This window comes from Nocardia sputi, from assembly GCF_023501985.1.
Genome location: NZ_JAMFLC010000014.1, coordinates 1 through 18,659, shown reverse-complemented (window position 1 = coordinate 18,659; position 18,659 = coordinate 1). Strand labels below are relative to the sequence as shown.

The following is an 18,659-nucleotide window of genomic DNA, read 5'->3' as shown; positions in this document are numbered from 1 at the left end:
GATCTCAGTGCGCGGGCAAGCCGCGCCCGGCGCGGGGCAGATCCAGATCGAGCGGGATCCGGCCTGCCACGAGATGCTCCTCGACCTGCTCGGCGGGCATCGGCCGCGCGATCAGGAAGCCCTGCGCGCGGTAGCAGCCGAGGCCGACCAGCGTCCGCGCGGCGACCGCCGTCTCGACGCCCTCTCCGACGACGCCCAGCCCGAACGAGCCGGCCAAGCCGATGATGGACTTCACGATGGCCAGATCGTCGGTGCTGGCGCCGAGCCGCTGCACGAACCCCCGATCGATCTTCACCGCGTCCACCGGCAGCGCCTTCAGATGCGACAGCGAGCTGTAGCCGGTACCGAAGTCGTCGATGGCGATCTGCACGCCCATCCGCTTCAATCCGCGCAGGGTGACCTGCGTGCGGGCCAGATCCTGGACCACGACGTGCTCGGTGATCTCCAGGCACACAGAGCTGCCGTCGATGCCGAACAGGCGAAGGATGTCCTCGATGCGCTCGACGAAATCGAGGCTGACCAACTGCACCGGCGACACGTTGATCCGCATCACCACGTTGCCGGCCATACCCCGCCTGCGCCATTCGGCGAACTGCGCGCACGCCGACCGGATGACCCAGCGTCCGAGCTCACCGGCCAGGTTGGTGGCTTCGGCGACGGTGACGAACGCGGCGGGCGGCAGCAGCCCCCTGGTCGGGTGCAGCCAGCGGACCAGCGCCTCCAGCGCGACGATGCGACCCGTGCGCAGGTCCACCTCGGGCTGATAGTGCAGCAGCAGCGAGCCGTCCGACACCGCGCCGCGGAGGTTGAGCTCCACGTCGTCCTGGAGTTCGAACTGGGCGCGCATGGTGTCGGTGAACACCGCGACGCCGTTGCCGCCGCCCGACTTCGCCGACAACAGCGCATGATCGGCGCGTCGCAGCACGTCGGCGACAGTGGTCTCACCGGGGATGCCCAGCGCCACTCCGACGCTGGCTCCCCGGCTGACGGACTCGCCGCCGACGGTGACGCGCCGGGCGATCAACTGCTGGATCCGGTTGGCCTCGTATTCGGCGGCCACCGCGTCCATCGGTTTGGCGGGCACGATGACGAACTCGTCGCCGCCTAGTCGGGCGATCATGTCGTTCGGGTCGAGGTTCTCCCGCAATCGCGTCGACAACGTGCGGATGAAGTTGTCCCCGGCGGTGTGACCGAGGAAGTCGTTGAGAGCTTTCAAGCGGTCCAGGTCGAGGAAGAAGGCCGCCACCGGGCCGGGGCTACCGGAACGTAATCGCTCTTCCATGTGCTCGAGCAGCGCTCGCCGGTTCGCCAGGCCGGTCAGGTCGTCGTGCAGCGCGATATATCGGAGACGTTCCTCCGCGACCACCCGCGCCTGTAATTGCGCGAAGAGCGCCGCGATGGCTTTGAGCACGTTGAGTTCGCGGGTGCTCCACTCCCGGTCACCCGACTTGACGAACCCGAGCACGCCGGTCGGCTCGCCCCGCGACAGCAGTGGCACGGCCGCCGAGGTCACTCCGGCGATGCCGGACCCCCGGCGGACGGTCTCCTGGTAATCGGCGAACTCCGGGGTCGGACGGGCGACCATCGGCTCGGTCGCGTTCTCCAGCGCACGGAACACCGGGTCGGCGCCGTCGAAGTAGATCACGCCGAGCGGGTCCGGATCCGGCACGTGCTGCCGGTGCGGCCACTCCGCGATGAGCACGGTTGCTCGACGTTCACGGTCGGTGTGGCGCACGTAGCTGAAGTCCACGTCGAAGTACTCGACCAAGTGCGCGAGCACGCGTTCGGTGGCGGCGACCATCGTCGTGGCGTCCACACCCATCAGCTCAGAGGCGACCTGGGTCACCAACGAGTCGAGTGTCCGCCGTGGCACATTGTCTCCGATCGCGCTAACTACTGGTGTCCACACCGAGCACCGGACGCCGCCTGCTGCGTACGGTGGCGGCGGAGGCGTAGCTCAGGCGAAGCACCAACGCCATGGTCTCATGCTCAGGCACTTCCAGCAGGTCCAGGAAACGGCCCTGAAGTGACGCTAGTGTATCCGTGAAGTCGGGGGAAATCGCAGCAAGTTCCGCCGGGCGTCGGGCGTAGAGGTATACCGGCGAAATCGGTTGCACACACAATCCGAGGCGCTCGGCCTGCACCCAAACCCGCGCGACCGCCGCGCCCCCCTCCGCGTAGTCGGTCAATCGCGGGTCGGTCGCCTCGAACGTCACCGCCAGAATGGCCGAGCTGGACCGCACCCGGTCACCGGTGTATTTCCCCAGCGCCGAACCACCCGACCAGGATCGCAACTGCGCCATGACGTCGGCGCGGGTGGTGATCTCGAATGCCGCCCACTCGTCGTCGGTCAGTTCCAGGCTGCGGGCATCGATCCCGGTCTCCGGGTCGTCGTCCGGCCAACGAACTTCGGCGAGCATTTCCTCGTATAACCGGGGCGTGAGATAGCGGATTCGATCGGAATCGCTCAGCAAATGCGCAGCTTCTTCGATGCCCCGCCGGTCCACTACCGCACGCACATGCGCGCCGGCCGATTCGGCGGTTTCGGCGAGGGCATCGAGTACCCCGTCGGCCAGTCTGGCCCCGGTGCCGACCCTGCGGTTGGTCTCGCGCCGCAATACGGCGGGATAGTCGGTGGCCATTTCGGCGCTCCGGTCATTTCCCAGCCGCAGGCGCGCGACGAGCAGGCCGGACCCCGGCGCACCCTCGATGAACTCGTGCGGGCCGAGAATCCCGTGCGCGGCCGCGGCGACCCGCGCGTTGTACACGGCCGCGCCGAGCGCGACGGCGCTGCCGCGATAGCCGATATCCATCGCGGTGCTGTGCTCCGGCGCCAGCTCGATGAAGATGTCGCTCGCTGCGGCTCGCAGCGACCAGGGCTGCATGTTTCCGCCGGACGGCGCCCGCTGCGCGCAGGCCAGGACACTGCCGACGGGCCCCGCAACGGCCTCCGGCGTCGCTTCGGCCCACACCGGCTCGTCGTTCGGCGGCGGATCGGCCAACTCGTCGAGATGCTGTTCCACGTCGACCCGCACGCGACCGGAATCCAGCTTCCACCCCAGTCCGATGCGCCGGACGGCGGCGACCACGCTCGCGGCGCCGAGCGTGACGTCCTCGGCCAGCTGCGGCCAGCTGGTCACCGTCTCGCCGACCTCGACCAGGCTCGCGCCCAGCCGCGGTGACAATCCGGCAGCGCCGAGCAGCTTCACCACGAACGGGGCCTTCTCCCTCGAAGTCAGCCCGCGCAAGTCCTGTGCGCGGACGTCGCCGAGTAATCCGTGAAACGCCGGGCGCTGAGGTTCCAGATCGAAACGCTCGACATCCAGCAAACCCCGATCGCTGGTCTCCATCAGGACGGGAACGCGGTGCCGGGCCGCCGCCTCGCGAACCACCAGTTTCATATCGAGCGAATCACATTCCTCGACCACGATCGCGAGCCCCGCCAAGAACTCGTCCACCGAATTCTCGTCGACGCCGGATTCGAAGACCTGTACCGGCAGATAGGGATCCAACTCGGCAATACGGCGCGCGGTTACCACCGCTTTGTTGACGCCGACGTCGAACAGCGTTCCCGCAACCCGGTTCAAATTGGACAACTCGATTTCGTCCAAGTCGGCCAAGCGTAATTCACCGCAAACGCCCTCGAGTGCGAGCAGATGCGCGATAGCGTGCCCCGCGCTTTGTCCGATGATCCCGATCGTTTGTCCGGCCAAGCGATCCTGCTCGGCTCTGGTCAGTTTGTTCCGATTGCGGTCCAGCCGAATCATCCGGAAAGTACGCGGCCCCGGCAATCCGACCACCGTCGCGCGCCACGGATAGTAGATCCAGCGATCCGCCTCCGGGCCTTCCGCGATATCCGGCGCGGCGACCATTCTTTCGTACTCCACGTGCAACGACGCACGTAGATCGAGGAATTCGATGTGCGGGTCCGCGCGCAACCCGGCGAGTATCCGGGCATCTTCCGGATCGGTGGAGTCGAGGATCAGCGGCCGGTGGTCCGCTACTCGGTTGGGGTCATCGCCCATATCCGCGCCGGCCCTCCGTCCCACAGCCGATCGCGCACCGCGTGTCGAGCGGACGTGCGGCAGGCAGGCCGAGCGCGTCCTGTTCGGCGTGCGTCAGCGACCGCTGCGCTTCCTCGGCGAACACGGCGTAACCGCGGGTGTCCCACCACAGCGGAACGGTCTGGTAGCGCTCGTCCGGATACGGCACCGAAGGGATGTGCTCGGCGGGCACCGCCCCGCAGGCCGAATGACGGGCCACGGTGAACGATGCCACCGTCGCGAAGCCGTAGCGCGCGCCGAGCAGGCGCGCGCCGTGCAGCACGGTGCGCGAGATCGCGGCGCCCAACTCGGCTCGCTTGGCCGCGTCGCGCGCGACCCACGCCCCCTTGGCTTCGACCACCCCGTGCGGTATCCGATCGGCGATCATCCGGCGCACCTCCTCGGCGCCCGGATGACCGGCCCACTCGACCAGCGCGTGCGCCTGCTCCGCGTCGGTGTAGGGCCCCTGCATCCGCACCCCGGCGACCATGTCGCCGTCGGCGTCGAGCGCGGCGAAGAACAGCGACGTCGATTCGCCGTCGGCGACCGTGTCGTATTCGAGTGCGTGTTCGACGCCGAAGCGCCGGTAAACATCCAGTGCCCCGCCGAGATACCGGTGCCAGAGCTCCGGTGACACACCCGGTTCGGAGACAAAGAACGCACACTCGGATTGCGCGTCGTAATACCGCCGCACTCCCCGCCCACGGGAGTTCCTCGGCACGACTGCAATCAGATCCACAGTCATGTTGTTCCTACTCCATCGCCGCGCCGCCCTGCGCGATAGTCCAGCCCGATCCAGCCCGATGCAGCCCCCACGGCCTGAGCCGAGATGAAGTTGCCCAGGGCAGTATCCGTCATCGGGCAGGAATTGACCAGCCGTCCGGCTAATCTTCCGAAAACTCTCCGGTACACCGACTATTTCCCCAGGTCAACCGGTAAGCAATCAGTATCGAAAATAACGTGGAGACCAGTTGGTTCGGAGATAGTTACTATTCAGCAAGCTAAACGAGGATCGAAATGAACAACTCGACCGACTCCGGCCCGTGCCAGATCTCGATTTCTTCCCGATAGGCGCGAGTGATCTCGGCGGACGCCGTCGCGTCATCGACCTGGGCCCAGACGTCCTCCACCGGATCGTGATAGTCGCCGTTGGGCGCGAAGCGGGCATAAACGCCTTTCGGCACCCGCACCAGGACATCGCCCACCGGCACGACGTCCGGGGAGGGGTACTCGAAGCAGACCACCGCGTTGTAGTTCCCGGCCGGGTCCGGCACGTACACCGTGTACATCGGACGATCCTCGCCCGCCCGGTCACGCAGCCGGTCCTTGAGGAAGTCGATCAGGTCGCTGTTGCTGACCTTGAAGCTCGGGCGCACGCGCGGAACCACCAGCCCGCCGTAGATCGCCTCGGCACGCACCACGATCGCATAGCTCATCGCGCGTCTACCGCCAAGTACAGATCGATCTTGTAGGCGTGCGGATAACACTCGAAATCGCCGGTATAGGTGCGCTTGATCTGGTTGTGCTCCTCGGCGTAGGCGATCTGCGTCCACAGGTCGGTCATCACCTGCGGGAAGTTACCGACCGAGGAGAACCGGGCGTAGGCGCCGCGCGGCAACCGGGCGACCAAGTGACCGCGGGTGACGTCGTCGAAGGAGGAGCACTGGTAGCCGACGATCTGCGTGTTGTAGGTGCCCAGCTCCCCGGTGTAATCGGTGTAGGCGCTGGCCAGCGGCCCGCCGAGTTCCTGGTGCAACACCGCAGCCCAGGCGGCCTCCAGATCGCGGTCACGCAGTTCCCCGAGCGCGCGTTTGGGGCTGCGCACCGGCAGCCCGGCAACCCACGTCTCGTCCCGCTCGACGATTTCAAACTGCATGAAAAGACTCTTTCGATGGAAGCCGGAGGTGAACCACCGCATCCGGTCGGTCGGAATCGCCATGCTACCAACCCGGACCCGGTGGTACCGATCACATGTCCGGCCCGAAGGACGCCCGATCACATCGCTGAACTGGACAGATGTCCGAAGCGGTCCGGCACGCGCGAGGCGGATCGTCACGGGGCGGCATCGGCCCGCACGGCTGATGCATAGTGGGCATGATCGTCCGGTTCGCCGATCCCGTGGCACCGCCGAACGGAGCGCTGATGAATGAGACCCCGATCTTCGACCGACATCGCCGTACCGCCGCGGCAGCCGGGCCGTGGCACCGGTGCGAGCGCCATATGGGGCGTGACGACGCCGACCCGAGCACCCCGCACTGACGTGTGCCGGACCATCGCAGAACTCGACGCGGCGGTCGCCGACTGCTTCGCCTGCCCACGCTTGGTCGCCTGGCGCGAACTCGTCGCGAAACAGAAGCGGGCCGCCTTCCGCGACCAGACCTATTGGGGCCGCCCGGTCCCCGGATTCGGTCCGGGGGACGCGCGGATGCTGATCGTCGGACTCGCGCCCGCCGCGCATGGCGGCAACCGGACCGGCCGTATGTTCACCGGCGACCGCAGCGGCGACGTGCTCTACGCGGCGCTGCACGCGGTCGGTCTGGCCAACCAGCCGACCGCGGTCGGTGTCGACGACGGCCTGCGACTCGACGGCGTGCGGATCACCGCCCCCGTGCACTGCGCGCCGCCGGACAACAAACCGACGCCGGAGGAACGCGATCGTTGCAGCCACTGGCTGGAGACCGAACTGGGCCTGCTGACCCCCACCGCGCGCTCGGTGGTGGTGCTCGGCGCGTTCGGTTGGCAAGCCCTGCTCCCGGTGCTGGCGCGCGCCGGATGGGTCGTCCCGCGCCCGCGACCGAAGTTCGGCCACGGCGCGCACGTGGAACTGGCCGCGACCGACGCCGACCGTAGCCCGCTGCACCTGTTCGGCTGCTACCACGTGAGTCAGCAGAACACCTTCACCGGCCGCCTCACACCGGCCATGCTCGAGCAGGTACTCGCCGAAGCGGCGGTGGCCGCCGGGCTCGACGTGCGGCGAAGTCACGCACCGCGCGGGTGATCGGTCTCGCAACCGGCGCCGATCCAGCGAGTCAGACGTGGTCGACGAGTGCGGGATGACCCGCTTCGTGGGCGCAGTGCGCGCAGCAGAAGTAGTCGCCGCGCGCCTCGACGCCATGGCCGAGGATGCGGCAGGAACAGTGCGTGCACGTCGGAGCCATGGCGTTGATCGCGCATTCGAAGCTGTCGAACGTGGCGGACTCGCCGTCCCGGGTGATGGTGAACGTCTTGTCGTACTCGTTTCCGCAGGTGTCGCAGGTGGCCATGAGGTTCACGGTCCTCTCGCGTCGATGGGAAGAGCGTCGCAGTTCGCGGTACCCACGCCTGAGGACGCAAAACGGACCCGGGGGCCTCAGGCCAGGCGCAGCGCACCGACCGGGCAACTGTCGACGACCAGCTCCAGAAGTTCCCGCTCCGACGGCTCGACGGTCTCCGGCGGCGCGACGATTCCGTCGTCACCGACCCGGAACAGGTCGGGCGCCAGTGCTTCACACATGCCGTGCCCCGCGCACACGATGCGGTCGGCGACGATTCTCATCGGTCGATCCGCTCCAGCCGGATGGGCAGTCCATCGGCAGGCACCGGACCCGTCCCGGCGACCAGCGGCATCCGGTAGCCGTCCGGCACGCTCCAGCGATACCGCAACAGCATCTGGTGCACAACGGCTTTGACCGTCATGCCGCCGAAGTAGAGGCCGATGCACTTGTGCGCGCCGCCGCCGAAGGGCGCCCACGCGAAGCGGTGCGATTTGTCCTCACGGCGGTGGTCGGCGAAACGCTCCGGGTCGAAGGTGTCGGCGTCGTGCCAGTACTGCTCGGTGCGCATGAGGCCGTACGTGCCGCAGAGGATGAACGTCCCCTTCGGCAAGTAGTAGCCGAGGATGTCGGTGTCGGCGATGGTCTGGCGGACCTGCTGGGCCACCGGCGAGTAGACCCGCAGCGCCTCCTTGAACGCGAGGTCGAGCGAGGGCAGGCGGTCGAGATCGTCGTAGTCCAGCGTGGGCTTGCCCAGCGCGAGCGATTCGGCGCGCAGCCGCTCCTGCCATTCGGGATGCCTGCCGAGCTCGTAGACGAGCATGGACGCGGCGATGGTGCTGGTGTCGTGGGCGGCCATCATCACGAAGATCATGTGCTCGACCACCTCGCTGTCGGTGAAGGTCTCGCCTTCGGCGGTGCTCGCCCGGCAGAGCACGCTGAACAGGTCGTTGCCGCCGCCCGCGCGCTTGGCGGGCAACTCACGGCGGAAGTGCTTCTCGAGCACCCGGCGCCCGCGCACGCCGCGGGCCCACACCCCGCCGGGCACGTTCGCCCGGATCAGCGCGGCGCCACCGCGCACCGCGTCCTCGAAGGCACGCTCCAACCGTGCGGCGTCCTCGCTGAGTTCGGCGCCCGCGAAGACTTCGGTGGCCTGCTGGAGCAGCAGTTTCTTGATCGCGCGGTAGACGCGGAAGTCGTCGGCGGGCTCCCACCGCGCCATGCCGCGGGTGATCCGCGGCGTTGTCATGTCCAGGTAGCCGATCAATCGCGGACGCGTGAACGCCTGCTGCATGATGCGCCGATGGTAGAGGTGGTCGTCGAAGTCGCGCAGCAACAGTCCGCCGTGGAAGAACGGGCCGATCAGCCACTCCCAGGCCCGCTGCGCCGACAGCACCTTGTTCCGGTCCAGCATCACCGCCTCGTAGCCCTCCGGGCTGCCGATCGTGACCATCCGCCGACCGAGCATGCCGAACCACTGCACCGGGCCGAGGCGATCGAATCTCGCGCGCGCGAACTGGATCGGATCGGCCAGCGCGTGCAGGGTGTAGCCGATGCCGGGGAGCCCGAAGTCGCCGAGCACCGGTTTCAGTCCGCTGCCCGGCGGCGGATCGGCCAGCGGACGCACCCGCACCGGATACCGCGCGACCAACCGCGCGGCACCACGCTGCGCGCGCCACGCCCAAGTGGCCCGCGCCTGGCGGACCGTGTCGTTGACCTCGTCCATCGACTGGGGCACAAGCAGACTCATGACCGTCTTCCCTTCGCGACACTGCGATGATCCGACGATATAGGAAACACACGTTTCCGTAAACGTTTGTTTCCCAATTTTGACTGTGTCAAGCTGGCGTGGTGACCCGTACCGTCAGCGGCACCTACCGCGGAACCTCCACGGCCGAGCGCCGGGAGGACCGGCGCAGGAGGCTGCTCGACGCCGCCCTGGACATCATGGGCACCCAAGGCCTGTCGGCATTGACCGTGCGTGGAGTGTGTGAACAGGCCAAGGTCGGCCCGCGCTTCTTCTACGAAGCCTTCCCCGACCTCGACGCGCTCGCCTCCGGCGTGCTGGCCGAGATCCAGCAGGCGGCGCTCGACCGGGCCAAGGCCGCGATCGCCGAGACCACGGGCACCCCGGGCGACCGGATCCGCGCCGGGGTCGCCGCCCTCATCGTCGAACTCACCGACGATCCGCGGCGGGCGAGAGTGGCGTTCGCCCAGACCTACGGCGACGAGGCGCTGATGCGCAGCCGTTTCGCGGGCATGCGGCAGGTGGCCGACGTCATCATCGAGCAGACCCGCCTGGTACTCGAGCTGCCCGAAGGGCAGGACACCGCGATCGCCGCCACATCCCAGCTGATCACCGGCGGCGCGGCCGAACTGGTCCTGGTCTGGCTGGACGGCGGGCTCGACGTCGACCGTGACGGACTGATCGCCCTGCTCGCCGATTTCACCGTCGCGATGATCGATCGGCTGCCCGCGGTCGCCGGACGGCTGTCGGGCCTCACACCAGGTTCTTGATCAGCGCGGACATCAGCGGCTCGCGCAGTCCCGGTAGCGCCGAGAAATCGCCCGCGACGACTCGGTTGGTGGCCAAGGAGACCACCGCGCCGATCACCGCCTCGCCCATCAGCCGCTGATGCGGCCGGGTCGTGCCGAACGCCGCCGCGAATCCGTCCACCAAAGCGGCCTGAGCCGCCAGCCGCCGCTGGAGCACCGGCCGTCCCGCCGCATACACCTCCACCAGGAACACCTTCGCCACCTGCGGCTCCTGCGCCAGAGTGGACAAGTACGCGTCGAGGGCGCGATCCATCCGCTCGAGCGAGGTGCCGTCGGCCGCGAGCGCGTCCCCGATCCGGGTCATCACGATCTCCACGGCCATGTCGTAGGCGGCGAGGAAGCACGCCTCCTTGTTCGCGAAATGCTGATAGAAGGTCATTCGCGAAACCCCGGCTCGTTTCAGGACGTCCGCCACCGTCGCCGCCGCGTAACCCTTGTCCGCGGCGACTTCGATCATCGCAACGAGCATGCGGGCGCGCTGGGCGGCCACCACCTCTTCCGGCGCGATGCCGTGGTTGCCGCCGTGCAGTTTTCCGCCCGCCCGCGCCTTCAGCAACGATCCTCGCTCCACATCCCGATGCTATGCATTCGCCCCTCCGGGCGCGTGTCCTTCGAACACCGCCGCCCACGATCCGTGGCTTCGGCGGAAATCGGGTGGAGAACGGTTCCGGACAGGCACAATGGCCGTCCGAGCGTGCTCATTTCGAGAGAAGGAGCGTGATCCCCAGTGCGAGGCAGGCAGCTGACCGGACGAAGCGCCCTGGTCGCGGCGCTGTGCACAGGAGCGTTCGCGGCATCCGCGGGCCCTGCCACCGCGGATGACCCCGCGTTCGTGAGCATCGGAGTAATACACACCTTCGGCGACACCTGCTACGGCCAAGGCCGAGCAGGCGTGTCCTCACCGACCGGAACCCCCGGCGTCGCCCGTTTCGGCATCAGCTTCGTCAGCTACACCCCCATGGGCATGCCGTGCTCCTTCACGGCGTTCGCCCACTGGCGCAACCTCGACAGCGGGGCCGCGGGCACCGTCGCCGTCCCGGTCACCGACAACACCGCGTGGAACCAGACACCCGCAACCATCTTCGCCGCCTTACCCACCGGCCCCGGCCGCGTGCGGGTCGACGTCACCACCGACTACCTCCACGTGTCCGCGCCGACCGTCGAAATCCGGATCCGCTGAGCTTCGCGACCCTGGCAGGAGTCGAGAAAGCAGCTTCGGAGCGAAGCTGATCCGATCCCTGGTGCTTCACACAGCACGGCGCACCCGGGCCGGACGAAAGGGACCTGCGAAACGCTCGGCGGACCCGGAGGGCGGCCGCCGATAGCGATGCGCGGGCAGTGGCCGGGTCCTAGACTGGGTAATCGCGGCACGGTCGACCGTCGAAGCGCTACGGCACCTCCACGATCGGCACAATTCGAAGTCCCGATCCGGCACGGGCTCGGTATCTCCGGCCCGGTTTCCATGGAGGAGGGCCGCATGCCCGACCCGTTCCATATGCGCGTCTGTCTACTCGGCCAGGGTTGTGTCTGCCCGACGGTCACCCTGTTCCTCGCCCCGGAGCCCTTGATCCCCGGCGGCACCATGCTGCACCTACTCGAACAGGCCCCGCTTTCCGACGACACCGGCACACCGATCCCCGACGCCGACGTGATCGACCTGGTGCAGAGCGAGTCGGCTTCCTCCGCACCCCTGCGCACCGAACTCCAGGAGTTCCGATCCGCCCGCCCCAACCCCCACCAGGTGCACGACATCCTGTACGACCACCACATCACCGACGCCGCACCGATGGGCTTGGACGTCAGCGACCCCGCCGAACTGACACGCCTGGCGCTACTCCCCGAACACCCCATCGGCTACCGCCGCATCGACGACTTCCAACAGGAGGCGACCGCCCGAGCCATGCTCGCGATCTACCGCCTCTTCGAAGTAGACCAACGCGCCCGCCTCATGTACCACGGCTTCGCCGACCCCACCACCGGCTGGTTCGCCCTGCGCACCGCCATCGCCTGAGCAACGTCACGCTCGAAGCCGCTGCCAGAGCTGGATCCTCGGCCTCGACGCACACACGGCATCCGCTACGAACCCCCACCTGCGCGAACACCGGGTGGCCCGCAGACACCCAGGCGAAATGCAGAAGGCCCACACTCTCCAGGAGCGTGGGCCTGCGACGAACGGAGTGGAGCTAAGGGGAATCGAACCCCTGACCTTCTCGATGCGAACGAGACGCGCTACCAACTGCGCTATAGCCCCGTGCGGTTCCGGGGAACCGCGCTGTGACACTGTATCAGGCCGGGCCGCCAGACTCCGAATCGGTGCCCTGACCTGGTCGAATGGTCGGAATCACGCGCCGGCGGCGCGGCGGACGTCGCCGCTGGTGCGGGTGCGCAGGGCGCGGGCGGTGGCGGGGTCGAAGGGATCGAGGTGGGCGAACATGGGGTCTTCGTCGTCGAGTTCGATCAGTGTGGAGCGGCGGCGGAGGGTGCGGGCGGTGTCGCGGTCCATGGCGCCGTGCGGGGAGCGGGCTCGGCGCGCGCGTGGATCGCCTTCGTCCGCCTGGCCACGGTTGAGGCGCGCCGCGCGCCTGCGGCGGATCTCCTCCTCCATCCGCACCTGCTTGCGCAGGTAGGCCAGGTAGGTCACCAGCACGGTGGCGGCGAGCCCGCAGACCCACCACAGCAAGGGGGTGAACACGAGCGCGAGCGCGCCGGACAGGACCGCAGTCAGCAGCAGGCCGAGCACGGCACGCTGCCGGAAGGTGTAGCGGGCCGCGCGGGCGATGGCGTCGGCCTCGGGGTCGAAGCCGCCGCGGCCACGGCGGGAGGGGACGAACTCCGGTTCCCCCGAGCCGTCGTAGTCGTCGTAGTCCTCGTCGTCGTAGTCCTCGTAGTCGAAGTCCACGCGGGCGGGCACGGTGGAGCGCGCGGGTGGGATTCTGGCCGCGACCGGCTCGGGGTGGTGTGCGCGCACGCCGTCATCATCGGTTTCCGCGTCGATCTTCGCAGCGACTTCGGCGGCTTCGTCGTCGTCTTCCGACTCGTCTTCGTCCGGTGCGGCGGTCGCGAGGTCCTCGACCTCGGTGTCGTCCGTTTCGGCGGCAGCGATGCCGGATGCCGCGGCAGCGATGTCCGACGCCGCGGCAGCGATGTCCGACGCCGCGGCGTCGTCGGCCGCGGGCGTGTTCTCCTCGTCGGTCTCGGTGACGGGCTCGTCGGCCGGTGTCGTCATCCGGTCCTCCGCATCATCGCTGTGGGCGTACTTTCTCGGTTCGCGGCGGGGCCGCCAGTTCGGATCGGTTTCGTGCCCGGCGGCCGGGCCTTTCCTGAGACGTCGTTTGCCTCCGCCGCGGTGCAGGACCCGGGTCGCCAGCGCGGCGTCGGTGGTCCGGCGGATTCTCGGGTGGCGGTCGGCGAGGATCGGGAAAAGGACGAAGACCCAGAGCACGACGAGTCCGATCCACAGGATCGAATTCGGCATCGCGTCAGCACCTCCGTCCCGCCTGGGTTTTGTCCGGCTCGGCCCGCCAACGGTGCGTCAGACGCCCCGCGCTCGGCCGGCCCCCGTCCGACGCAGCGGCGCGGACGCCGGTCCCCTCGCAGGCTCCCTGCCGATGACGCAAGACGCACCATCGACGTCCGTAGGCTAATTCCGGGTAGCACCAAGTTCCGGCAGGCGCGCCGTGCACATCCGCCACACCTGTCACACTTCCACCATGCCACCGCGGCCGGTGGCCGGTTCTACAGCAGGGTGACGCGCCCCTCTCGCACCAGCCGGTCCAGAACCGTTCCGACCACTTCCTCGACGGTCATGCCGACCAGCAGGTGATCCCGCCAGTCGCCGTCCACGTCGAGGTAGCGCCGCAACAGGCCCTCTTCCCGGAAACCGACATTGCGCAGCACCGCCTGGCTGGCCAGATTCTCCGGTCGCACGGTCGCCTCCACCCGATGCAGGCCGACCGGCCCGAAGCAGTGATCCAAGCCGAGCGCCAGCGCGGCCGTCGCGACGCCTTGCCCGCTGAGATCCTTGGCCACCCAGTAGCCGATCCAGGCCGAGCGCAGTGCGCCGCGCACGATATTGCCGACGGTCAACTGCCCGCTGAACACGCCGTCGACTTCGATGACCAAGGGGATCATCGCCCCGCGCCTTGCCTCCGCCTTCAGGCTCGACCACAGCGAGGGCCAGTTGGAGGCGTGGTTGCGCGCCTCCCACGACCCGCGACCGGTCGGCTCCCATGGCTCGAGATGCGCCCTGTCCCGCAGTCGGATCCGGCTCCAAGCCGCCGCGTCACGCAGCCGCACCGGACGCAAGGTCACCTGTCCCGCGGCCACGCGGACCGGGCCCAACCGCGCGGGCCACCCCGGGTGCTGTGTGGCCCGGAAGACGTTCATGGCTTCCACGTCTCAGCCACGCTGCGCCAGGAAGGCGACTTGGACCTCGTCACCGGTACGGATCTCGGTGTCGTCCGGGTCGATCACGATCAGGCTGTTCGCCTCGGCGAGCGTGGCGAGCAGGTGTGAGGACGAGTTCGCGCCGCCGAGCGGTTGCACCAGGTATTCACCGGTCGCCTCGTCCCGCATGAGCTGAGCGCGCAGGTATCCCTTGCGTCCTGCCATGGAACTGATCGGCGTGATGGTCCGCGCGCTGATGATCCGGCGCATGGGATGCCTGCGCCCCAACGCGATTCGGATCAAGGGGCGCACCATCACCTCGAACACCACCAGCGCGCCCACCGGATTGGACGGCAGCAGGAAGGTCGGTACCTCGTCGCGGCCGAGGCGGCCGAAGCCCTGCACCGAGCCCGGATGCATGGCCACACGGGTGATCTCGAGTTCACCGAGCCCTTCGAGCGCCTCCCGGATCTGCTCGGAGGCCCAGCCGCCGACCGCGCCCGCGATGACGACCACCTCGGCGCGCACCAGTTGCCCCTCGACCACGTCGCGCAACCGGCGCGGATCGGAACCGACGATGCCGACGCGGTTCACATCCGCGCCGGCATCGCGTGCGGCCGCGGCCAGCGCGTAGGAGTTCACGTCGTACACCTGGCCGGGGCCGGGCGTGCGGTCGATATCGATCAGCTCTTCGCCCACCGAGATCACCGATAGTCGCGGGCGCGGGTGCACCAGCACCTTGTCGTGACCGACCGCGGCGAGCAGACCGACTTGCGCGGCGCCGATGATGGTTCCCGCACGTACCGCGACGTCGCCCGGCTGGACGTCGTCACCGACGCGCCGGACGTAATCGCCGGAGCGCACCGGCTCGTACACCTTTATCCTGGCCCGCCCCCCGTCGGTGAAATCCAACGGGAGGACCGCGTCGGCGAGGGTCGGCATCGGTGCGCCGGTATCCACCCGGACGGTCTGGCGCGGCTGCAAGCGGATCGGCTGACGGGAACCGGCGACCACCTCGCCGACCACCGGGAGGGTGAGGTCGACGAGTTCGCCGTCTTCGTCGCGGATGTCCGCACCGGCCGAGGCGACATCGACGCTGCGCACGGCGTAGCCATCGATGGCGGCCTGGTCGAAGCCGGGCAACGGCCGCTCGGTGACGACGTCCTCGGCGCACAGCAGGCCCTGTGCCTCGGAAATCGCGACCCGGACCGGCCGGGGCGCGACCGCCGCGGCGGTCACCTTGATCTGCTGATCCTCAACCGAGCGCATCCAGCCCTTCCTGATCCTCTCCGCACTTCAACCGATCCGCACTTCAACCGACTTCGCTGCGCGGGCGCGCGCGATCCAGCCGCGGCGCAAGCGCATTCGCGCGCACCGCGGTGAACCATCATTCGTACCCGACGCTTCACGCTCGGCGAAACCCCCGGCCGGGTCCGTCAGTCGTCGGTCGTCAGCTGCGGATCCCAGTCCGGACCGAGGCGGTACTGCAGCCACTCCCGCAGGGCGGGGCCGTATTCCTCTCGTTCCAGTGCGAAATCGACCGCAGCACGAAGATAACCGCCCGGGTTGCCCAAATCGTGGCGCGACCCACGGTGCACCACGACATGAACCGGGTGTCCCTCGGCGATCAGCAGGGCGATGGCGTCGGTGAGTTGCAGTTCGCCACCCGCGCCGGGCTCGATGCGGCGCAACGCGTCGAAGATCGCGCGGTCCAGCAGGTATCGGCCCGCGGCAGCGAAGGTCGACGGCGCGTCGGCGAGGGCGGGTTTCTCCACCATCCCCTTGACACGCAGGACGTTCGGATTGACCGCGTCCGGCACCGGCGCCACGTCGAACACGCCGTACGCGCTGACCTCGTCCTTGGGCACGTCGATGGCGCACAGCACCGTGCCGCCGCGCTTACGGCGCACCCGGCTCATCACGTCGAGCACGCCGCGAGGCAGCACGAGGTCGTCGGGCAGCAGGACCGCGATGGCGTCCTCGTCGTCGTCGAGGGCCTGTTCGGCCTGGGCCACGGCGTGCCCGAGCCCGAGCGGCTCCTCCTGCACCACCGAGGTGACGTCGAGCAGTCCCGGCGCCTTGCGCACCTTCTCGAGCAGCTTGAACTTGCCGCGCTCGGCCAGCGTGCTCTCCAGCACGAGGTCCTCGACGAAATGGGCGACCACGCCGTCCTTGCCGGGGGACGTGACGATCACCAGCCGTTCGGCGCCGGATCCGGCCGCCTCGGCGGCGACCAGCTCGATGCCGGGGGTGTCCACCACCGGGAGAAGTTCCTTGGGCACCGTCTTGGTCGCGGGCAGAAACCGTGTTCCGAGCCCGGCCGCGGGCACCACGGCCGTACGGAAGCACGACACCACCGCGGCGTCACCGGGCTGTCCGGCCTTTGCTGTCATACGCATACCCTATCCATCCATCACGCCGCCGGATCGGCGTCGCGCCGACCCGGTTCCGGGGTGAGCCTATGGTGATCACTGTGAAGATGCCCGGCGAGCGCGATAAACATGCATGGCGCATCGAACTCCTCGCCCAACGGGCTGTGATGAGCGCCACGGAGCGGGAAAACGAAGCGTTCGCCCTGGCCACGACGGTCGGCGCGGTGGGAGCGCGCGGGTGGGTCTGCGCGTATGTGCCGATCGCGGGCGAACCGGGATCGACGGCGATGCTGGACGCGCTGCTGGCCGGCGGCGCGCGCGTGCTGCTGCCGGTCACCGGCCCGCCGGGGCCGCTGAGCTGGGCCGAGTACACCGGCGCGGATGCGCTGCGCCGCGCCCGCTACGGGTTGCTGGAACCCATCGGCGCCGTGCTGCCTCCGGACGCCGTGACCAGGGCGGAGCTGATTCTGGTCCCCGCGCTGGCGGTGGACCTGCGCGGCGTGCGACTCGGCCGCGGCGCGGGCTATTACGACCGCACGCTGCCCGCCGCACGGCCGGACGCCAGGCTGGTCGCCGTAGTCCGGGACGACGAACTCCTCGACCGGCTCCCCGAGGAACCGCACGACCTGCGGATGGGCTGGGCGCTCACGCCACGGGGCGGGCTGCGCCGGCTGGGCGACCATTACGCTGGGGAATGAAGCAGCGATTGGCGGTGTTGGCACTGTCGGCTGTAGAGTGCTAGATCGACGAACACCGCGGAGGATCCTGTGCCTACTTACTCGTATGCGTGCACCCAGTGTGACAACCGCTTCGACATCGTTCAGTCCTTTACCGACGAGGCGCTGAGCGTGTGCTCGGAGTGCTCCGGAAAGCTGCGCAAGCTGTTCAACTCGGTCGGCATCGTCTTCAAGGGCAGCGGCTTCTACCGCACCGACAGCCGCGGTGGCTCCTCCACCGCGACCGAGCCCGCCAAGTCCGATAGCAGTTCGAGTTCGTCTTCGGACTCCGGGTCGTCGAGCGGGTCCACCGCGTCCACCAGCACGGCCGTGGCCAGCTGATTCGATCGGTTTTCCACAGCCGGTCAACTATCCACAGGGCACCGCGATCCCGGCCGGGCGAGGGTAAGTCCGGCCATAGGATCCGGCCATGACTCGTGCACTCGCCGACCTCGGCCGCGGCGGCTGGAATCCTTCCGGGTGGCAGCGACCGCCCTGGGCCGACGCCGTGCTGGCCAGACGGCTGCTCGCCGCCGCTCTCGCCGCGCTCGCGGCGTTCCTCTTCCTGCGTGGCGACCCGGACGCCGAGACCACGACGGTCGTGGTCGCGGGCCGTGATTTGGCCCCGGGCCGACTCCTCGAGGCGAGCGACCTGCGCTCCGCACCCCGCGAGGCGGGCACGTTGCCCGCGGGGGCCGTCGCCGATCCCGCCGCGCTCGTCGGCGCGACGCTGACCGGCGCCATGCGGCAGGGCGAGGTGTTCACCGACTTGCGGGTCGTCGGTCCGCGCTTGGCCGCGGCGGCGACCGGCGGGCGCGAAGCGCGCATCGTGCCCATCCGCCTCGCCGACACGGCGGTCGCCGACATCCTGCGCGCGGGCGATCGCGTCGACGTCATCGGCGCGGAAGAGGCGAACGGGCCCGGTACCCGCCCTGCCCGCACCCTCGCCACCGATGCCGCCGTCATCCTGGTCTCCGGCGCGGGTGCGGGACGGGGAACCACGGACCGCGTGGTCTTGGTCGCGATGGACGCCGAGCACGCCACCGCCGTGGCGGGGGCGTCGCTGCGCACCGCGCTCACCGTCGTCTTCCACTGATCCGCCGACCATGTTTCGCGAAATCTTCGGCGGCGGCTCGTGCGGCATCCACGCGGAAACGGGCCCGTCCACGGCGACAGGCCCGTTCCGTTGTGCGAGTGGATATCCGGCGCTCAGCCGAGGCTGAAGGGTGCTCCCCACAGCGTCACCCAGGTGATGACATTGTCGGTTTCGACCTCGACGCTCACGAAAGCACGCGCCTGGGCATAACCACCACAGCCATTGAGACCGATGGTCTC

Annotated in this window: 21 protein-coding genes and 1 tRNA gene; 7 read left to right on the top strand and 15 right to left on the bottom strand. The window is 68.8% G+C overall.

Annotation, left to right across the window (positions count from 1 at the left end):
• Nucleotides 1-4: 4 nt before the first annotated feature.
• The 5 genes from M8859_RS18425 to M8859_RS18405 all read right to left on the bottom strand — a co-directional run bounded on the left by M8859_RS18425 (nt 5) and on the right by M8859_RS18405 (nt 5,919).
• Nucleotides 5-1,822, bottom strand: coding sequence for a putative bifunctional diguanylate cyclase/phosphodiesterase (locus M8859_RS18425; RefSeq protein WP_159929312.1), 1,818 nt, complete (start codon nt 1,820-1,822; stop codon nt 5-7).
• Nucleotides 1,823-1,889: 67 nt separating this feature from the next.
• Nucleotides 1,890-4,025 carry an Rv1355c family protein gene (locus tag M8859_RS18420; RefSeq protein ID WP_249644601.1) on the bottom strand — a complete coding sequence of 712 codons (2,136 nt, stop codon included), beginning with the start codon at nt 4,023-4,025 and terminating at the stop codon, nt 1,890-1,892.
• Nucleotides 4,015-4,788 (bottom strand): hypothetical protein, encoded by a 774-nt coding sequence (locus tag M8859_RS18415; protein ID WP_195070939.1) that lies wholly within the window; start codon nt 4,786-4,788, stop codon nt 4,015-4,017. The genes M8859_RS18420 and M8859_RS18415 overlap by 11 nt, the downstream gene beginning before the upstream one ends.
• Before the next feature lie 256 nt (nt 4,789-5,044).
• Nucleotides 5,045-5,479 (bottom strand): effector binding domain-containing protein, encoded by a 435-nt coding sequence (locus M8859_RS18410; RefSeq protein ID WP_159929266.1) that lies wholly within the window; start codon nt 5,477-5,479, stop codon nt 5,045-5,047.
• Nucleotides 5,476-5,919: a GyrI-like domain-containing protein gene (locus tag M8859_RS18405; protein WP_159929268.1), complete on the bottom strand. Its 444-nt coding sequence runs from the start codon at nt 5,917-5,919 to the stop codon at nt 5,476-5,478. Before M8859_RS18405 ends, M8859_RS18410 begins: the two co-directional genes overlap by 4 nt.
• A 270-nt stretch (nt 5,920-6,189) precedes the next feature.
• On the opposite strand from M8859_RS18405, the gene M8859_RS18400 reads away from it, so the two are divergent.
• Nucleotides 6,190-7,041 (top strand): uracil-DNA glycosylase, encoded by an 852-nt coding sequence (locus tag M8859_RS18400; RefSeq protein WP_159929270.1) that lies wholly within the window; start codon nt 6,190-6,192, stop codon nt 7,039-7,041.
• 31 nt (nt 7,042-7,072) lie between these two features.
• On the opposite strand, the gene M8859_RS18395 is transcribed toward M8859_RS18400, so the two are convergent.
• The 3 genes from M8859_RS18395 to M8859_RS18385 form a co-directional block, all read right to left on the bottom strand.
• Nucleotides 7,073-7,306, bottom strand: a complete 234-nt coding sequence (locus tag M8859_RS18395; protein ID WP_043697915.1) for a metallothionein — start codon at nt 7,304-7,306, stop codon at nt 7,073-7,075.
• A gap of 86 nt (nt 7,307-7,392) precedes the next feature.
• A complete protein-coding gene (locus tag M8859_RS18390) occupies nt 7,393-7,578 on the bottom strand; it encodes a ferredoxin (protein ID WP_159929272.1) in 186 nt (61 codons plus the stop codon).
• Nucleotides 7,575-9,044 (bottom strand): cytochrome P450, encoded by a 1,470-nt coding sequence (locus M8859_RS18385; RefSeq protein WP_223520660.1) that lies wholly within the window; start codon nt 9,042-9,044, stop codon nt 7,575-7,577. The genes M8859_RS18390 and M8859_RS18385 overlap by 4 nt, the downstream gene beginning before the upstream one ends.
• A gap of 101 nt (nt 9,045-9,145) precedes the next feature.
• On the opposite strand from M8859_RS18385, the gene M8859_RS18380 reads away from it, so the two are divergent.
• Entirely contained in the window at nt 9,146-9,811 is a 666-nt protein-coding gene (locus M8859_RS18380; RefSeq protein WP_159929274.1) for a TetR/AcrR family transcriptional regulator, read from the top strand.
• Here M8859_RS18380 and M8859_RS18375 read toward each other — a convergent pair.
• Nucleotides 9,795-10,421 carry a TetR/AcrR family transcriptional regulator gene (locus M8859_RS18375; RefSeq protein ID WP_159929276.1) on the bottom strand — a complete coding sequence of 209 codons (627 nt, stop codon included), beginning with the start codon at nt 10,419-10,421 and terminating at the stop codon, nt 9,795-9,797. The two genes, M8859_RS18380 and M8859_RS18375, sit on opposite strands and share 17 nt — an antisense overlap.
• A gap of 156 nt (nt 10,422-10,577) precedes the next feature.
• On the opposite strand from M8859_RS18375, the gene M8859_RS18370 reads away from it, so the two are divergent.
• Complete coding sequence (locus M8859_RS18370) at nt 10,578-11,030, top strand: hypothetical protein (protein ID WP_159929278.1); 453 nt, start codon at nt 10,578-10,580, stop codon at nt 11,028-11,030.
• A 297-nt stretch (nt 11,031-11,327) separates the two neighbouring features.
• Complete coding sequence (locus M8859_RS18365; protein WP_159929280.1) at nt 11,328-11,861, top strand: hypothetical protein; 534 nt, start codon at nt 11,328-11,330, stop codon at nt 11,859-11,861.
• 167 nt (nt 11,862-12,028) lie between these two features.
• Here the strand turns inward: M8859_RS18365 and M8859_RS18360 are convergent.
• From M8859_RS18360 to M8859_RS18340, 5 genes are all read right to left on the bottom strand, one after another.
• Nucleotides 12,029-12,101 (bottom strand) — tRNA-Ala (locus M8859_RS18360).
• Between the two features lie 90 nt (nt 12,102-12,191).
• The gene (sepX, locus tag M8859_RS18355) at nt 12,192-13,325 is read right to left on the bottom strand and encodes a divisome protein SepX/GlpR (RefSeq protein WP_195139775.1); all 1,134 of its coding nucleotides are present in this window, start codon (nt 13,323-13,325) and stop codon (nt 12,192-12,194) included.
• 260 nt (nt 13,326-13,585) lie between these two features.
• The gene (locus tag M8859_RS18350; protein ID WP_159929284.1) at nt 13,586-14,236 is read right to left on the bottom strand and encodes a GNAT family N-acetyltransferase; all 651 of its coding nucleotides are present in this window, start codon (nt 14,234-14,236) and stop codon (nt 13,586-13,588) included.
• Nucleotides 14,237-14,248: 12 nt separating this feature from the next.
• Entirely contained in the window at nt 14,249-15,505 is a 1,257-nt protein-coding gene (gene glp, locus M8859_RS18345) for a molybdotransferase-like divisome protein Glp (RefSeq protein ID WP_159929286.1), read from the bottom strand.
• Nucleotides 15,506-15,672: 167 nt separating this feature from the next.
• Nucleotides 15,673-16,629 (bottom strand): UTP--glucose-1-phosphate uridylyltransferase, encoded by a 957-nt coding sequence (locus M8859_RS18340; protein ID WP_159929316.1) that lies wholly within the window; start codon nt 16,627-16,629, stop codon nt 15,673-15,675.
• Nucleotides 16,630-16,697: 68 nt separating this feature from the next.
• Between M8859_RS18340 and M8859_RS18335 the strand changes: the two genes are divergently transcribed.
• The 3 genes from M8859_RS18335 (at nt 16,698) to M8859_RS18325 (ending at nt 18,420) form a co-directional block, all read left to right on the top strand.
• On the top strand, nt 16,698-17,306 hold the full coding sequence (locus M8859_RS18335) for a 5-formyltetrahydrofolate cyclo-ligase (RefSeq protein WP_159929288.1): 609 nt from the start codon (nt 16,698-16,700) through the stop codon (nt 17,304-17,306).
• A gap of 69 nt (nt 17,307-17,375) precedes the next feature.
• Entirely contained in the window at nt 17,376-17,666 is a 291-nt protein-coding gene (locus tag M8859_RS18330) for an FmdB family zinc ribbon protein (protein ID WP_195070937.1), read from the top strand.
• 88 nt (nt 17,667-17,754) lie between these two features.
• A complete protein-coding gene (locus tag M8859_RS18325; RefSeq protein ID WP_195070936.1) occupies nt 17,755-18,420 on the top strand; it encodes an SAF domain-containing protein in 666 nt (221 codons plus the stop codon).
• A 113-nt stretch (nt 18,421-18,533) separates the two neighbouring features.
• Here the strand turns inward: M8859_RS18325 and M8859_RS18320 are convergent.
• Nucleotides 18,534-18,659, bottom strand: a 126-nt coding sequence (locus M8859_RS18320; protein WP_201295359.1) for an MspA family porin, incomplete at its 5' end; no start/stop codon positions are given.

Excerpts from the sequence above, each read along its gene's own strand:
- M8859_RS18425 (WP_159929312.1), bottom strand. The coding sequence starts at position 1,822 with ATGGGTGTGGACGCCACGACGATGGTCGCCGCCACCGAACGCGTGCTC.
- M8859_RS18420 (WP_249644601.1), bottom strand. The coding sequence starts at position 4,025 with ATGGGCGATGACCCCAACCGAGTAGCGGACCACCGGCCGCTGATCCTC.
- M8859_RS18415 (WP_195070939.1), bottom strand. The coding sequence starts at position 4,788 with ATGACTGTGGATCTGATTGCAGTCGTGCCGAGGAACTCCCGTGGGCGG.
- M8859_RS18410 (WP_159929266.1), bottom strand. The coding sequence starts at position 5,479 with ATGAGCTATGCGATCGTGGTGCGTGCCGAGGCGATCTACGGCGGGCTG.
- M8859_RS18405 (WP_159929268.1), bottom strand. The coding sequence starts at position 5,919 with ATGCAGTTTGAAATCGTCGAGCGGGACGAGACGTGGGTTGCCGGGCTG.
- M8859_RS18400 (WP_159929270.1), top strand. The coding sequence starts at position 6,190 with ATGAGACCCCGATCTTCGACCGACATCGCCGTACCGCCGCGGCAGCCG.
- M8859_RS18395 (WP_043697915.1), bottom strand. The coding sequence starts at position 7,306 with ATGGCCACCTGCGACACCTGCGGAAACGAGTACGACAAGACGTTCACC.
- M8859_RS18390 (WP_159929272.1), bottom strand. The coding sequence starts at position 7,578 with ATGAGAATCGTCGCCGACCGCATCGTGTGCGCGGGGCACGGCATGTGT.
- M8859_RS18385 (WP_223520660.1), bottom strand. The coding sequence starts at position 9,044 with ATGAGTCTGCTTGTGCCCCAGTCGATGGACGAGGTCAACGACACGGTC.
- M8859_RS18365 (WP_159929280.1), top strand. The coding sequence starts at position 11,328 with ATGCCCGACCCGTTCCATATGCGCGTCTGTCTACTCGGCCAGGGTTGT.
- sepX (WP_195139775.1), bottom strand. The coding sequence starts at position 13,325 with ATGCCGAATTCGATCCTGTGGATCGGACTCGTCGTGCTCTGGGTCTTC.
- M8859_RS18350 (WP_159929284.1), bottom strand. The coding sequence starts at position 14,236 with ATGAACGTCTTCCGGGCCACACAGCACCCGGGGTGGCCCGCGCGGTTG.
- glp (WP_159929286.1), bottom strand. The coding sequence starts at position 15,505 with ATGCGCTCGGTTGAGGATCAGCAGATCAAGGTGACCGCCGCGGCGGTC.
- M8859_RS18340 (WP_159929316.1), bottom strand. The coding sequence starts at position 16,629 with ATGACAGCAAAGGCCGGACAGCCCGGTGACGCCGCGGTGGTGTCGTGC.
- M8859_RS18335 (WP_159929288.1), top strand. The coding sequence starts at position 16,698 with ATGGTGATCACTGTGAAGATGCCCGGCGAGCGCGATAAACATGCATGG.
- M8859_RS18325 (WP_195070936.1), top strand. The coding sequence starts at position 17,755 with ATGACTCGTGCACTCGCCGACCTCGGCCGCGGCGGCTGGAATCCTTCC.